12 protein-coding genes are annotated in these 16371 nt (G+C 39.4%); 10 read left to right on the top strand and 2 right to left on the bottom strand.

The window, feature by feature from the left end; all coding sequences use genetic code 11:
- Positions 1–37 precede the first annotated feature (37 nt).
- From I6F43_RS11105 to I6F43_RS11075, 7 genes are all read left to right on the top strand, one after another.
- On the top strand, positions 38–3067 hold the full coding sequence (locus tag I6F43_RS11105; protein ID WP_197102313.1) for a TonB-dependent receptor: 3030 nt from the start codon (positions 38–40) through the stop codon (positions 3065–3067).
- 177 nt (positions 3068–3244) lie between these two features.
- Positions 3245–3988, top strand: coding sequence for a SapC family protein (locus tag I6F43_RS11100; protein WP_197102311.1), 744 nt, complete (start codon positions 3245–3247; stop codon positions 3986–3988).
- A 10-nt stretch (positions 3989–3998) separates the two neighbouring features.
- Positions 3999–5009 (top strand): cupin-like domain-containing protein, encoded by a 1011-nt coding sequence (locus I6F43_RS11095; protein ID WP_197102309.1) that lies wholly within the window; start codon positions 3999–4001, stop codon positions 5007–5009.
- A 22-nt stretch (positions 5010–5031) separates the two neighbouring features.
- A complete protein-coding gene (locus tag I6F43_RS11090) occupies positions 5032–6516 on the top strand; it encodes a tryptophan halogenase family protein (RefSeq protein WP_197102307.1) in 1485 nt (494 codons plus the stop codon).
- A 5-nt stretch (positions 6517–6521) separates the two neighbouring features.
- Entirely contained in the window at positions 6522–7244 is a 723-nt protein-coding gene (locus I6F43_RS11085) for a DUF6445 family protein (RefSeq protein WP_197102305.1), read from the top strand.
- Between the two features lie 7 nt (positions 7245–7251).
- A complete protein-coding gene (locus I6F43_RS11080) occupies positions 7252–8073 on the top strand; it encodes a ThuA domain-containing protein (protein ID WP_197102303.1) in 822 nt (273 codons plus the stop codon).
- 222 nt (positions 8074–8295) lie between these two features.
- The gene (locus I6F43_RS11075) at positions 8296–9576 is read left to right on the top strand and encodes a glycosyl hydrolase family 8 (RefSeq protein WP_197102301.1); all 1281 of its coding nucleotides are present in this window, start codon (positions 8296–8298) and stop codon (positions 9574–9576) included.
- A gap of 153 nt (positions 9577–9729) precedes the next feature.
- On the opposite strand, the gene I6F43_RS11070 is transcribed toward I6F43_RS11075, so the two are convergent.
- Entirely contained in the window at positions 9730–10704 is a 975-nt protein-coding gene (locus tag I6F43_RS11070) for an SMP-30/gluconolactonase/LRE family protein (RefSeq protein WP_197102299.1), read from the bottom strand.
- A gap of 115 nt (positions 10705–10819) precedes the next feature.
- Here I6F43_RS11070 and I6F43_RS11065 point away from each other — a divergent pair, with 115 nt between their 5' ends.
- From I6F43_RS11065 to I6F43_RS11055, 3 genes are all read left to right on the top strand, one after another.
- Positions 10820–11953: an endo-1,4-beta-xylanase gene (locus I6F43_RS11065; protein ID WP_165721800.1), complete on the top strand. Its 1134-nt coding sequence runs from the start codon at positions 10820–10822 to the stop codon at positions 11951–11953.
- 583 nt (positions 11954–12536) lie between these two features.
- Positions 12537–14759 (top strand): endo-1,4-beta-xylanase, encoded by a 2223-nt coding sequence (locus I6F43_RS11060; RefSeq protein WP_197102297.1) that lies wholly within the window; start codon positions 12537–12539, stop codon positions 14757–14759.
- 191 nt (positions 14760–14950) lie between these two features.
- A complete protein-coding gene (locus I6F43_RS11055; RefSeq protein WP_197102295.1) occupies positions 14951–15784 on the top strand; it encodes a hypothetical protein in 834 nt (277 codons plus the stop codon).
- A gap of 135 nt (positions 15785–15919) precedes the next feature.
- Here the strand turns inward: I6F43_RS11055 and I6F43_RS11050 are convergent, their stop codons facing one another.
- Positions 15920–16357 (bottom strand): cupin domain-containing protein, encoded by a 438-nt coding sequence (locus tag I6F43_RS11050; RefSeq protein ID WP_197102293.1) that lies wholly within the window; start codon positions 16355–16357, stop codon positions 15920–15922.
- Positions 16358–16371 lie beyond the last annotated feature (14 nt).

Genomic DNA, 16371 nt, shown 5'->3' with positions numbered 1-16371 from the left:
TACGTCAATAATAATTAAATAAGAAAAAGGCATCATGATGTTTAAGAAAAAGATAATTTCAACAGCCATACTCGCTGCAATGGGTACCGTTACGCTTCCTCACCAAAGCTACGCTGCCGAAACTGTTGCCGATGAAGATGTAGAAATAATACAAGTAACCGGCATTAGAGGTTCATTGCAACGCTCTATGGATGTTAAACGCGACTCTTCTGGTATTGTCGATGCAATTTCGGCTGAGGATATGGGGAAATTTCCTGATACCAATCTTGCTGAATCGCTACAACGTATTACCGGCGTATCAATTGATAGAGCGGGCGGTGAAGGTAGCCGCGTAACAGTACGTGGATTTGGACCTGCTAATAACTTAATTACTATTAATGGCCGCCAACTTCCAAATACAACAGGTGACCGCACATTTGATTTTGCAAATGTCGCATCTGAAAGCGTATCGGGCGTGCAAGTTTATAAAACATCAGACGCAAGTGTTACCTCAGGTGGCATTGGCGCAACTATAAACTTAACAACAAACAGACCTTTAAATAGCCCAGGTATAAAAGCATCGTTTGGCGTAAAAGCTGTAGACGATCAATCAACCGACGAGGGTAGCATTACACCAGAGGTAAGCGGTTTATATTCGCAAACATTTGGGGATGACAAGTTTGGTATTTCGATTTCAGGTAGCTACCAAGACCGTGAAAGCGGTATGCAGCAGTTTATTCAAGATCAAGGCTACAGAGCATCTGATTACACAAATACAGGATGGGGCGGTGTACCTGCAGGCGCAGAAGGCGGAGCAAACAGACCTACATCAGGCACTTACTCAAACCCGCAACAACCACGTTATGTGTTTGAAGAACGTCAACGTGAACGTGTAAATGGTCAGTTGGTATTTCAATATCAACCTGTTGAAAATATTACAGCAACCCTTGATTACACGGGCTTTAAAACAACCGTTGAAGAGCAGCACACTGACGCCTCAGTTTGGTTTAACTACGCTGGCGACAGAAGTGAATCTGTTTGGGCGGGCGAGCCTAACGCGTACCCACTCATTTACTCAGAAATTTATGACATCCAAAGTGATGCCGATTACCGCGATACGTCGCTTACGGTAGGTTCTTGGGGTCGCGAAGAAAAAACAGATTCATTAGGCTTTAATTTAGAGTGGACAGTGTCTGATCAGCTTAACCTAGAGTTTGATCACCACAGTTCAAAAGCCTCAATGAAAGCAACTGATCCACGCCACGGTACACGTAATAATATTCAGTTACCGTCGTACACACGTTCGCGCTCAGGGCTTGATTTAACCGGCGACTTACCCGGTATTGCTATTGGTAATATTGAAAACTTTAACCCAAGTACTATGCGTTTATCTGGTAGCTGGTTTGCAAACGATAAATACGATTCAGAAATCGATCAAACGCAAATTTCAGGTAAGTACTTTTTTGACGACAGTTTAAGTATTGATTTTGGTGTTGCAGTTAATAAAGTAAATAACCATTACCGTCATACACAAGTACAGCGCCCAGATTGGGGTGGTGTTGGTGTTGAGGGCGACTTTGCTGATATCGATTGGCGCCAAGATACTATTTTAGATAAGTTTCAAGCTAAAGCGGGTAACTTTGAAGGCACTGCAACACAAGGCGAATACGATTTATTTAATACAATCTTTTTTGCCGACTTTGATGCGATTGTAAATGCAGCAGAGTACGCAGATCCTATTGCCAACGTAGATAACCTTTATGGTGATTGTAAAGCAGCCGACGGCGCAGCGGCAGGACCAAACGGCGAAGGACAATTTTGTGCTTCAACCGACTGGGATGCAGCAACAAACCGCTTTACTGAAGAAAAAACGCAATCTGCTTTTGCACAAGTAAACTACAAAGGCGAATTGAGCGGCATGTTCTTCGACCTGCAAATTGGCTTACGCTACGAAAAAACAGACGTATTTTCTAAAGCAACCGCACCAGGTTACAGCCGCGTAGAGTGGAACGAAGATACAGCCACATCAGTAACCGGTGTTACTGGTATTGAAACGCTAAGCCAATCGGCAGATTACAGTCAATTCCTACCTAATATTAACTTTAATATTGAAGTTGTTGAAGATGTAATGATACGTGCAGCAGCGAGTAAAACTATTTCAAGAGCGGGCTACGGTCAGCTACAAGGCGGTACAACTATTAATACCGGTGGTAGTTTAAGTGGTTATTCGGGTGGCTCTGGTAATCCAGGTCTTAAACCGCTTGAATCAATTAACTACGATTTATCAAGTGAATGGTATTACGACGAAGGAAGTTATATTTCGTTTGGTTACTTTAAAAAAGACGTAACAAATTGGATCACTACAGGCACTATCGACTCAAATATATTTAACTTATATGACCCATTAAATGGTGAAAAATTTAGAGCTGCATCAAGTGCACTAGGTGGTAATGCATCTAACGAAGACATCAGAAATTACATTTTTGAAAACTTTGCTGATGATCCAAATGTGCAGCCTAATTTTGATGAAGATGGTGAATTAGACGGTGGCACAATTGTTGGTGACCCAGACTCAGATGATCCAATTAACTTTAGAATAAACGTGCCTGTAAATGGCGACCAAGAATACACTATTGATGGCTTTGAATTTAATATTCAGCATTTATTTGGTGAGTCAGGTTTTGGCGGTATTTTTAACTACACTATGGTTGACTCAGGTCTTGAATACGACAACGACTCATTAGAGGATACAGAAGCACTCGTAGGGTTAAGTGATACAGCAAACGTGGTGTTCTTTTACGATAAAGAAGGCTTACAAGCACGTATTGCGTATAACTGGCGCGACTCGTTTTTAAATGAGCGTCGTGTAAATGGCGATTTAACCGCACCAATTTACACCGATGAGTATTACCAAATAGACTTTAACGTAAGTTACGAAGTACCCGCAGTAGAGGGACTTACTGTATTTATTGAAGGTATAAACATTACTGACGAGTACGTAACATCGTACGGGCGTAAGCAAGAGCTGATTTATAACATTACTCAAACTGGCTCTCGTTACGGTTTAGGTGTTCGTTATAATTTTTAATAAATTACTCTTGTAGCAACCTTATAAAAGCCGCATTTTGCGGCTTTTTTATTTGCCTAAATTAACCTAGTAATAATAATATTCAGCTGTTATAGTCAATATGAATTTAACTTATTAGTTACATTTAATGTGTAGCAATAGGTAAAGGCACACAACAACAATTGGAGCACACAATCCATGGCCAATCATGCATTATTAAATAATGTTGAGCATCAGCATTTAAAAATAAACCCTGCACGCAGCACACACCTAGGTGACGGGGTTTGGTATAGCGAAACATTTGTGAGCGAATTTAGAGTCGCTCAAGCACATTACCCAATATTTTTTACCAAAGATGACGCAACAAATACATTTTTGGCGGTGTGTTTATACGGCATAAACAAAGACGAAAACTTATTTTTAGTAAACCAACAATGGCAAGCACACTACATTCCGCTCAGCATGCAGCGACTGCCTTTTGCTATTGCGACTCAAAATACAATGCAAAACGGTGTAGCAACGCAAGAGCGCATGCTTAGTATTGATTTAGACTCGCCAAAAGTGTCAACAAAGCAGGGTATTAGCCTCTTTTTAGAACACGGCGGGAATAGTGATTACCTCGAAAATATAATAAACGTGCTCGACAGCCTTCATCATGGCCTTCAAGAAAATCAGCCTTTTATTAAAACCTTAATTAAACATGGTTTGCTTGAGTCGGTATCGCTAGAGCTTGATTTAGTAAACGGGCTTAAACATAACTTACTCGGTTTTTATACCATAAACGAAGACTCGCTTAACCAGCTAGGTAGCGAGGCAATTGCAGAGCTTCACTCACAAGGGTATTTAGCGTGTATATATATGGTCATTGCATCGCAAGTACATGTACGTGATTTAGTGGCGCTTAAAAACGAGCAACTTATGCTACAAAAGCACGCGGTGTAAGTGCTTAACTATGGCAAATTTAGTAAATAAAATTCAAACGCTCAGTGGTTTAACTCCCAGTACGTTACCAAGGGAGCTTTTAAACTCGCCTGTGCCTATTGTACTAAAAGGGTTTGTAAGCGAATGGCCCCTCGTTATTGCTGCTAAAAAATCTGATGCTGCAGCAATTGATTATTTAACGCCGTTTTACGAAGGTTTTTTAGTTAATACCTGCACAATAGCCGCCAGTCAAAATGGGGTTGTAGGGTATAACCCCGATATGAGTGGTTTTAATTTTACTAATCAACAAGCGCCATTTATTAACGCGCTTGAGCAAATAACGCAAACTGCAAATAATCCACACGCAGATACGGTATACATTGGCTCTACTAGCATTGCACAATGCTTACCTGCTTTGGTTGATCACTGCCACGTTAATGCGTTAAGCGAAGGCTGTTTATTTAATGTGTGGGCAGGCGGCAAGGTTACCGTGCCAGCACATTACGACGTAGCGCAAAATTTAGCCTGTTGCGTTGCAGGTAAAAGGCGTTTTACTTTATTTCCCCCCGATCAAATCGATAATTTATATATCGGCCCGCTTGATAAAGCACCAGGTGGTCAGCCTATAAGTTTAACCACCACAACAGCACCCAACTTTAAGCAGTTTCCTAAGTTTGAACAGGCAATAAAAGCGGCAATTACCGTTGACTTAGAGGCGGGCGATGCGCTTATTTTACCCAGCATGTGGTGGCACCAAGTACAGGGACTTGGCAGTTTAAATATTCTGTTTAATTATTGGTTTAAAAATACGCCAGCGGTTTATGGTCAGCCGACTAATGCACTGCACCTTGCTATTTTAAACATACGTAATTTACCAAAGCATGAGCGCGCCGCATGGCAACGTTTGTTTAATTACTACGTATTTGCCGATAACGAATTTACCCACATACCAACGCCTGCACAGTCTATTTTAGCAAAGCCAATGGATGAGCTTACAGCGCGTAAATTAAGAGCCGAATTACAAAATAAATTAAGACGCTAAGCGTACTTGTAAGGTTTGAAATATGAATCAAAATGCAATTAAAAAAATCGTAATAGCAGGTGGCGGCACCGCCGGTTGGATGTGCAGCGCTGCAATGGCAAAGTTACTAGGTAAAAATATTGAAGTGTGCTTAGTTGAATCTGATTTAATACCGACCGTAGGGGTCGGGGAATCAACTATTCCTACGCTGCATATATTTCATGATTTACTAAAAATTAGTGAATCAGAATTTATGGCAGCCACTAACGCCACGTTTAAATTAGGTATATCGTTTGAGGGCTGGAAACAAAACCAGCAAAGCTACTTTCACTCATTTGGTTATGTTGGGCAAGGCTGTTGGGCTGCAGGTTTTCAGCACTTTTGGCTAAAAGGTATGCAACAAGGTGTTGCAGCCGATATTGGCGACTATTGCACAGAGCACGTAGCAAGTCGCTTGGGTAAATTTGCCGTAGTACCGAATCAAGACCGTAACCATGCTTATCAGTTAGATGCCGGTTTGTACGCTAAATTTTTACGAAATTTTGCAGAGCAAAACGGCGCTAAACGTATAGAAGGCATGATAAGCAAAGTTAATTTAGAGCCCACCAATGGCTTTATAAAATCGCTTACTTTAGGTGACGGGCAAATTATTGAGGGCGATTTATTTATAGATTGCACCGGCTTTAAAGGTTTATTAATAGAGCAAGCGCTACACACCGGATACGAAGATTGGAGCCATTGGCTCCCGTGCGACAGCGCAGTAGCAGTGCAAACAGAATTAGTAAGCCCAATTGTGCCATACACACGTGCAATGGCACATAAATGTGGTTGGCAGTGGCAAATACCCCTACAAAGCCGCCGTGGTAATGGCTTAGTGTTTTGTAGTAAATACATGAGCGATGATGAGGCAAAAATAGCGCTACTCAATAACGTAGAAGGCAAACCTATTAATGAGCCGCGCGTTATTAAATACCGCACCGGTACACGGCGTAAACATTGGAACAAAAACTGTGTGGCTATTGGCTTAGCAAGCGGTTTTATTGAACCGCTGGAGTCAACCAGTATTCATTTAATTCAGCAAAGCATTATTAGATTAATGCAAAACATGCCAACCAAAGCAATCGAGTCGTGCTATCAAGATGACTTTAATAACAAAATGCGCTTTGAAGCCGAAAATATTCGCGACTTTATTGTGCTGCATTACCATGTGACGCAGCGCACCGACAGCGACTTTTGGCGCTACTGTAAAAACATGCCAATACCAGAGTCACTCGCCAAGCGCATTGAGCTATTTAAGCAAAGCGGGCATGTATATAAAGCAGAGCAAGAGCTATTTGGCGAAGCATCGTGGTTACAAGTGATGTTAGGGCAAGGGCTAATGCCGCAAAATTATCACCCAATTGTTGATAGCATGAGCGATGATGAGCTTAAACGATTTTTAGAATCAATAAAAAATCATGTGGCTAAAAAAGCAAATAGCTTACCGAGTCACATTGATTTTATTAATCATTATTGCAAAGCTAAGTAAGTATTATGCTAACACTTGGCAATAACTTACAGCCGCAATATGAGTTTATTGGGCAAGAGCAAACGCCAATTATTATAATTGACGACTACCTTAGTGAGCCGCAAAAACTTATAAACTTAGCGCAAAGTGCTGATGAAAATCATGCGCAAAATCAGGGAGAGTTTAAGCCTGACGAACTCACTCAATACCCAGGTTTACGCATGCCGCTGCCAAAGCAATGTGTGGTTGATTACTTAAAGCCGCTTATACAGGGGTTTTATAACGTATTTAATATTGGGCAAACACTTACCCCATGCCCAAAAGATAATACCTTATCGTTAATTACTAAAACGGAGCAGCAGCTATCACCAATACAAACCTTGCCACACTTTGATACCAACGATCCTAACCTAATTGCCATTATTCATTACCTTGGAGAGGGAGCGCACGGCGGCACTGGATTTTTTAGACATAAAAAAACAGGGTTTGAAACAATAAGCTCAAAGCGCAAAAACACGTATTTAACATATGCTCAGAAGTACCTTGAATCAGATAATGCAAAGCCTAGTTATTGCACCACGCAGCACAGTGAATTTGAGTGCTACAAGCACATAGAATATAAGCCAAATAGGCTTATTGTGTTTCCTGGGTATTTGCTGCACACCAGTTTACTTAACACCTCTACTGATATTTCACCGTGTTCACAAACAGGGCGGCTAACGGCCAATATGTTTGTTCATTTTAAATAGGAATACTATGTCTTGTTTTTTACCTAGATTCGCATATAAAGGTTGGCTATTAAGCTTTTTTGTATTGGTTTTGAGTACGGCAACAGTGCAAAAAAGTCATGCTACAGGGTTTGATACCCTCCCTAAAAAGCAATTTAATGTGCTGGTATTTACAAAAACCGCAGGGTGGCACCATAAGTCGCAAACCGAAGGCGTTAAAGCGCTAGAAGGCTTAGCCGATAAGCACTTTTTTAACTTAATTTGGCACGAAGAAAGCCATTATTTTAACGACGATTACTTAAAAAATGTTGATGTAGTAGTGTTTTTATCAACCACGGGCGATATTTTAAACCCAAAAGAGCAAGCCGCGCTTGAGCGATTTGTAAAAGCAGGCAAAGGCTTTGTTGGCATTCATAGCGCATCAGATACCGAATACGATTGGCCTTGGTATCAAAAGCTGGTGGGGCGTACCTTTAATATTCATCCTGTTATTCAAACTGGTGTATTAAGTAAAGTGCCTAATACTAACTTTATTGGCTTAAATCACATGCCGCAGCAGATGCTTTGGACAGACGAGTGGTACGAGTTTGGGCCAGAGCTGACTAAATTAAACTACTTACTCACGGTTGATGAGCAAACTTACAACCCAAATGCCGATTGGGGTAATAACAAAACAGGCTCGGGTATGGGGGCGTTTCATCCTATTTCGTGGTATCACAATTACGATGGCGGACGCTCGTTTTATACAGCCCTTGGGCATACTAATGCGGTGTATAGCAGTGAGTTTTTAGCCGAGCATATTTATGGCGGAATTTATTGGGCTGCAACGGGTAAAGGATTAAAAAAGTAGTAATTAATAGATACGCTTTTTAGCACAATTCATGTCGATTCAGGCTGCTTTTTTAAGCGGCCTTTTATATTTTTTAAGCACTTCTTAAACACTTATTAAGCACCTCACACATTTCACTTAGTTTATAAAACAAACAAATAGTTTTGAGAATCACTTGATCAAATGGTCAAAAAGACTATATTAAATTTGCACGCTGATATAATTCAAATAAAGAGGATAAACATGAAAGTATTTTTTAAAATAACAACTTTATTGTTAACACTAATAAGCTATCAATCACTTGCTGCATTTAATAATAACCCATCGAGTGTAGGCGCCGACAGTTCAGGGGCATACCGTAACCTCGCACAAGAAATGGGTAAAACAAACATACAGCAAAAGGTGAATAGTACTTTTGACAATATGTTTGGCTATAACAACACTCAACAACTTTACTACCCGTACACCGAAAACGGTGTTTATAAAGCACACTACATAAAAGCAATTAACCCTGACGAGGGTGATGATATAAGAACAGAAGGGCAATCGTGGGGAATGACCGCCGCTGTCATGCTTAATAAACAAGAAGAATTTGATAATCTATGGCGCTTTGCAAAAGCGTATCAAAAAAATCCAGACAACCACCCTGATGCTAAAAAACAAGGCGTTTACGCGTGGAAACTAAAGCTTAATCAAAACGGCTTTGTTTATAAAGTAGATGAAGGCCCCGCTCCGGATGGCGAAGAGTACTTTGCTTTTGCACTACTTAATGCCTCCGCTCGTTGGGGTAATTCAGGGGAGTTTAACTACTACAACGATGCAATTACCATGTTAAACACAATTAAAAATAAGCTGATGGAAAACCAAATAATCCGCTTTTCGCCTTACATTGATAACCTAACAGACCCTTCTTACCATATACCTGCGTTTTACGACTACTTTGCTAATAACGTAACTAACCAAGCAGACAAAAATTACTGGCGACAAGTAGCCACAAAAAGTAGAACCTTACTTAAAAACCATTTTACAAAAGTAAGTGGTAGCCCGCATTGGAACTTACCTACATTTTTATCGCGCTTAGATGGCAGCCCTGTTATTGGCTACATTTTTAACGGCCAAGCAAACCCAGGTCAATGGTATGAATTTGATGCATGGCGCGTAATTATGAATGTGGGTTTAGATGCGCATTTAATGGGTGCTCAAGCGTGGCATAAAAATGCAGTTAATAAAGCACTTGGCTTTTTAAGTTATGCAAAAACAAACAACAGTAAAAACTGTTACGAGCAAGTGTATTCGTACGGTGGAGCGCAAAACAAAGGCTGTGCAGGCGAAGGTCAAAAAGCCGCTAATGCAGTAGCGTTACTTGCTTCAACAAATGCTGGGCAAGCAAATGAATTTTTTAACGAGTTTTGGTCTTTATCGCAACCAACCGGTAGCTACCGTTACTACAATGGTTCGCTGTATATGTTAGCTATGCTGCATGTATCGGGCAATTTTAAGTTTTATAACAACACGTTTAATTAAAATAACAATACCTAAGCAGCAAAAGCTTAGGCAGCAAAAAAAAACCGGTGTAACCAAGTTACACCGGTTTTTGTGCTTAACTAATAAACTTAACTTCCTCTTTAATAAGTTGCTTAACTAATTTAACTAATTTAACTAATTTAACTAATTTAGCTAATTAGCCAAACCAGCTATTTTTACATCAAGTGTAAATAACCCCTTAGCGGTAGTTATTAATAACGTTTTTCGGTTTTTACCACCAAAGGCAAGGTTGGTTACATTAGGGCCCAGTTCAATTTTATCGATAAATGCACCTTCTGGCGTATAAATATTAATAACGCCTTTTTTGTGGCTGCTAACGTAAATATTGCCAGCGGAGTCTACTTTTATGCCATCGGGCGAGGTTACTTTAATAAAGTCTTCGCGTGGTGAAATATCACCGTTTTCATCAATGGTGTATTTGCTTACGCGGTTGCTAAAGTCGCCAATATAAAGGGTATGCTGATCTGGGGATAGTGCAACACCGTTGGGCTTTTCAAGCGTAGCGTCAATTAAACTAAGTGTGCCCGTATTGCTTAACTTATACACACCGGTATAAGACATTTGCTGAGTGCGTTCGCCTAGTTGCCAATTAGGATCGGTAAAAAATATATCGCCATTTTTATGCATAGTCATATCGTTTGGCGAGCTAAAGCTTAGCCCATCAAATTTATTGACTATTACGGTATTGGTCTTACTTTTTATATTAATTTTAGAAAGCGATTGCGTACTATGGTTAAGCGTATAGAGGCTCTCTCCTTTGGCATACAAGCCGTTTGTACCACTGTGTTTTAAATAAGTGGTGAGGGTATTGGGAAGCACTAATTTATAAATGGTCGAATCAGGGCCAAGTGCTTGCGAGCTAGCAAAGTTCATTTCTGAAAAATAAAACGCATTGTCTTGGCTTGACCACGTTGGGCCTTCTAAAAATAATAAATTGTCACTAACAAGTGTGGGTGTTACGCCCTTTATTAATGGCGACTGCTCATTGCTTTGGCTGTTTACAGTGTTTAACAAAGGTGTATTTTCAGGTTGTTGTGCCAGCGCTGCTTTATTAAAACAGAGCATTAATACAACTAAGCTTAGCGTTTTTTTGTGTGTTTTTAGCATAGACGTTTACTCAGGTTTGTTTAATTTATAATTAATGGTCATTTTGACTATATCATTTATTTTTTTCGTTGTATGATATTTATCGAAAATAATAACGATTCAACGGAGCACACACATGCATAAAAAACACACACTCAGCCTGCTTTTACTTGCAGGGTCATTAAGCGTAAACGCTGCACAAGACCAAGCTCTTAAAAACACCTTTGCAGACTCATTCAAAATGGGGGTTGCTGTAAATCAAGATATAGTGACAGGCAAAAACGCAGCCGCGCAGTCAATTATTGCTAAGCAATTTAATACAGTCACCCTAGAAAACGCCATGAAAGCAGAAGTAATTTACCCACAGCAAGGTAAGGTCGATTTTAGTGGTGCAGATGCGTTTATAGATTTTGCCAAGCAAAATAACATGTTTACCGTAGCCCACACCTTAGTGTGGCATAACCAAACGCCTGACTGGTTTTTTACAAATAGCAAAAATGAGCCAAATACCCCAGCAGAGCAATTAGAGCAAATGCGTAAACACATAGAGCTTGTAGCAGGGCGCTATAAAAACAAAGTAGATGCGTGGGATGTAGTTAACGAAGTGATTGCTGATGATGGCTCTTATCGCCCAACTGTGTGGGTTAACCGCGTAGGCGATGGCGATACTATGGTAAAAGCCGCGTTTAAATACGCCCAGCAGTATTCACCTAGTACCGAGCTTTACTACAACGATTTTAATGCATGGCGACCAGAAAAAAGAGACGGCATTATACGCATGATCAAAATGCTGCAAAAAGAGGGTATTCGAATCGACGGCATTGGCATACAAGCGCACTGGGGGCTTAACTTTCCTAAAATGCAATACATTGAACAAGCCATCGATGCATATGCCGCGCTGGGTATAAAAGTGATGATCACCGAGCTTGATATAGACGTGCTGCCTTTAACAAAAGAAGGGCAAATTACCGGCACCGATATGATGAAACCACAGTTTCAGCTAGAAGAGTTTGAAACCTACCTCGACCCTTACAAAAATGGCTTGCCAAGCGACGTAGAGGCGCAACTAAACGCCCGTTATAAAGCCTTGTTTGAATTGTTTTATGCAAAGCGCGACAAGATAGACCGCGTAACCTTTTGGGGATTACACGATGGTATGTCGTGGAAAAACGACTACCCAATCCCAAACAGAACAAACTACCCATTACTATGGGATCGTAATTTAAACCCTAAGCCAGTTATTAAAACCATTGCTGATGTAGTTAAGTAAATCGCATTGTGTAGTCAAAGCCGAGTATTTTTAAATACTCGGCTTTTTTTGTTTGCAAATTTTTATATGGAGGCAAATAAAAGTTATTTTACTAAGCGATTAGCTGGTAAACCTTGATCTTACCTAAGTAATACAAGCACAAGTATCACTTACACCTTCTATTTAATTATTTTTATCAGACTTAAATCAAACTCAAAGCATACTCAATAAGAAACGGGTCAAATTTTAGTCTTGATCCTTATTGTTAAATAGACTATAACAATGTTGGTTTTAGGTTAATTTTATGATTGCATATTCACACACACGATATAAAACAATAAATTTTAATTTAAACCTTAACTATAACTTTATGATTTTAAATTTATATTTGTACCGTTGTACAAAGTAAATATTAACGTTTGAAGAGATATTAAAATAATAAATATAAATGACTGTTTGTTTTTCTAATTAGTTGTAGTCATATTGAATAATAGCTTTTGATGATGCAGTAGAAATACTCTTATCATATTTTATTCACTCAAATGGCTTTACTGCACCTAGTTTATAAACGACTCATTTATTGCTTTAGTCTAAGGAATAAAAAATGAATAAATCGATTTTTCGTAACACCGGATTAGTGACCTTAGTATCACTATTAATGGCGTGCGGGGGGGATAATAAAGATACACCGGTGCCTGAACCCATACCGGAAGTAGTAGCCCCTGATACTCCAGCGCCTGAAGCGCCAATAGCAGCTGAAATAGCAAATGGTGGGTTTGAAGAAGACACTACAGGGCAAACAACGCCCGTCGGAAATTGGGTATTTAGACCAGACCAAGAATCAAGCGCTACTTCTACTATAGAGATAATTGAATCGCAAGAAGGCGTTAATACTTACAAAGGCACCAAAGCAGCTGAGGTTATTGTTAATACATTGGGTGACAACCCTTGGGGAATTGAAATAGCTTATGAAGACCTTCCTATCACCGGAGGTAAAAATTACGAGTTTAGTGTTTGGGCCAAAGGTGAAGAGGGAACCAGTGCCGATTTTTGGATTCAAACACCTGCGCCAGATTATGGCCAACTTAGCCTAGTAAAAGAAACACTCACAGGCGAGTGGCAAAAAATAACATTAACAGCCGCAACAGCCGAAGCTGACTCCTTAGTTAGGCTGGCAATTCACTTTTCAAAAGAAGAAAACATTAACAAGTCTATATACTTAGACGAATTTTCAGGCTTTATTTTAGACGATGTACCAGCAGAAGAAATACCTGATGTTCAATACAGCGAAGTGACAGCACAAAGTTTAAAAGCATTAGCACCTAATTTTAATATTGGTGTAGCTGTTCCTGCGGGTGGATTTGGTAACAGCATAATAGACAGACCAGAGATTAAAACGATTATTGAACAACACTTTAATCAACTCTCTGCTGAAAACATTATGAAGCCTACCTATTTACAACCAACTCAAGGTGAATTTTTTTACGATGATTCTGATGAGCTAGTTAACTACGCCAAAGACAACTCACTTACTATACATGGCCATGTTTTTGTTTGGCACTCGCAAATTGCGCCTTGGATGCAGAGTTTTCAAGGTGATAAAGCCGCATGGATAACCATGATGGAAAATCACATCACTCAAGTTGCCACTCACTTTGAAGAAGAAGGCGATAACGATACCGTCGTTAGCTGGGATGTAGTTAACGAAGCGTTTATGGAAAATGGTAAATACCGTGGTGAAAAAACTACAAACGACAGTGCCGACGAATCTGTATGGTTTGAAAATATAGGTGCTGAATTTTTACCGTTATCATATAAAGCAGCAAGAGCAGCCGATCCTGATGCCGACTTATACTACAACGATTACAACCTGATTTGGAATGCCGATAAATTAGATGCCGTTATATCTATGGTTAACGATTTTCAAAACAATGGCGTGCCTATTGATGGTATAGGGTTTCAATCTCATATTTCACTCAACAGCCCTGATATTTCAACCATTCAGGCACATCTTCAAAAAGTGGTCGATATTCGCCCTAAAATCAAAGTAAAAATTACCGAGCTAGATGTTCGTATGAACAACGAAGGCGGCATTCCTCTAACTTACCTAACCAGTGAAAGAGCGGACGAACAAAAGCAGTACTACTACGATATTGTTAAAACATACTTAGAAACGGTACCTGAAGATCAACGCGGTGGCATTACTATTTGGGGCGTAATTGACGAGGATAGTTGGTTACAAAACTGGCCAGAGCCAACAACAGAATGGCCACTGTTATTTTTTAATGACTTTACTGCAAAGCCTGCCTTGCAAGGATTTGCTAATGCATTAAAAGAGCTAATTGAAGTAGCTGAACCAGCACCTTCATCAGAACTGCTAAGTAATGGCGACTTTGAAGACGGACTAGATTCATGGCAAGCCCGTGGTAGTGCAAGTGTAACTCTTGAAACAACCCAAGCCCACAGTGGCAATAATAGCGCTTTAGTACAAGGGCGAACTGAAACGTGGAATGGCATACAAAAGGATATAAAAGGCTTATTTAGCGCAGGTGAAACGTATAACGTATCTGCGTGGGTTAAGTTATCTGACGACAGCACAACAGTGTCGCCAGGAATAAAACTCACGCTACAAATAGAGCACACTAGCACCGAGTACCTTGAGCTTACACCCGTCACTACCGTTAACGCGGGTGACTGGGTACAGCTTTCGGGCACTTACACACATTCAATCACAACGCAGGAAAGCGCCGCTTTACTTTATGTTGAGTCAAGTGAACTCACTGCAGATTTTTATGTAGATGATGTATCGGTCACTTTGGTTGAATAATAAACCTAACTAAAAGTAATTAACCTCAGATTAAATAGTCTGTATTTTTATACAGACTATTTTTTTGCCTATCTAAACGAATCAATAGTTTTAGTATTTCTAAGGCTTAAAATTGATATTTATGGTTTACTGGTTTTTAAAGTGATTAATAGTAAAATGATATCATTGAAATAATATCGGAAAAATTGAGAATGGGAAAAGCAGGTTTAGAATGGATATTTCAAAACTATAATAATCAATTATATTTACTATTTAATTTCGTTAATAAGAGCCATCAGTCATTAGAAGAAGATGCTTCAGTAGCGCTGACAACAGACTGCCCAGATACGAATGAAGCTTTAAAAGAAACGTCAAAGAAGCTATTGAGAGCCATTAGTAATGACGAAAAAATTATAGAGTTAGATTCTCAATATTCCCGTGAGATACTTAGTGCCCTGAAAGCATTCAAGATGTCTTCATCGACTAGAAATATACTTCATGAAATGGTACTTAGTCAAATTGCAACCTTGCAAGAAGCTATGTTTAAAGATTGCTTACAACATATATATATTTCCTTTCCTAAAACATTAATGAGTAAAGAAAAAGTTTCAATAATTGATGTATTAAAGCATAGTCATATGGCTGATTTTATAGAGTCACATGCCAAAGAAGAAGTACAAAAGCTTCGAGGTGGTATCGATTCTATTCAAAAAATATACAATGATAAGTTTAACATTGATCTTACAGGATTCGACGATTGGTACAATATAATAGAGCTTACTTATCGTAGAAATTTATTTATTCACAATAAGGGTATTATAAATCGCGATTATTTGAAAGCATTTACTGATGCCAAGAAAAAATCAACAAAGGATATGAATGCAGTATTTAGTTCATCAAGAACAGACTTAAAAACTACTGAAAATATGTTGAAGATTGATAGCTTTATTAGTATGAATGATAAGTATATTTTAGATGGGATTAATACGTTATATAACTTAAATCACTTTGTAAGAGAACAGATATTAAATAAGTTTTATAAGTAAAAGGTGATGATATTTCGTTTTAATTAAAAAACAGCCTGATCTAATATCAGGCTGTTTTTTCCTCTAAAAGCGAAGCGTCTCTTAACCTCTTTGTGAATCATTCTCTTGCTCTATTAAACTAAAAAATCATCAAAACTACTTAGCCTGATACCTCACTACCACAAATTTAAGCGGTACATCTCCGTTGTTATAGATCCCGTGTAGGTCATTAGGGGCTGCAAATAAAATATCTCCAGTATGCGCTGGCTGGCTTTTGCCATTAAGCGTCCACGTGCCTGAGCCCTCGAGAATCATTAGGTATTCTTCATCGGGATGCTGGTGGGCAGGATGTATTTCGTTATTAGGTTTAATAACCACAACGCCCGTAATAGCACCTTTAGTGAGTGGTGTATCGCCATAAAAGTAGGTATGAAAATCGCCGCCTTCGTAGTGAGTAATGTGCGCGTCTTTTTGACTTACAATAGCTGATGTAAGTTGTGTGGGTTTATCTGCTGCGTTTACAGGTAATGCTATGGTGGCTGCGGCTGTAAGTAATGCGCCGGTTACACAATGTTTAACTGTTAAATGGTTCATGGTTGTAATCCTTA

The sequence above is a fragment of the Pseudoalteromonas sp. NZS71_1 genome (assembly GCF_015864305.1).
Taxonomy (GTDB): Bacteria; Pseudomonadota; Gammaproteobacteria; order Enterobacterales; family Alteromonadaceae; genus Pseudoalteromonas; species Pseudoalteromonas arctica.
Note: the sequence above shows the minus strand (reverse complement) of the source record. Positions and strands in the feature narration are given on the sequence as shown.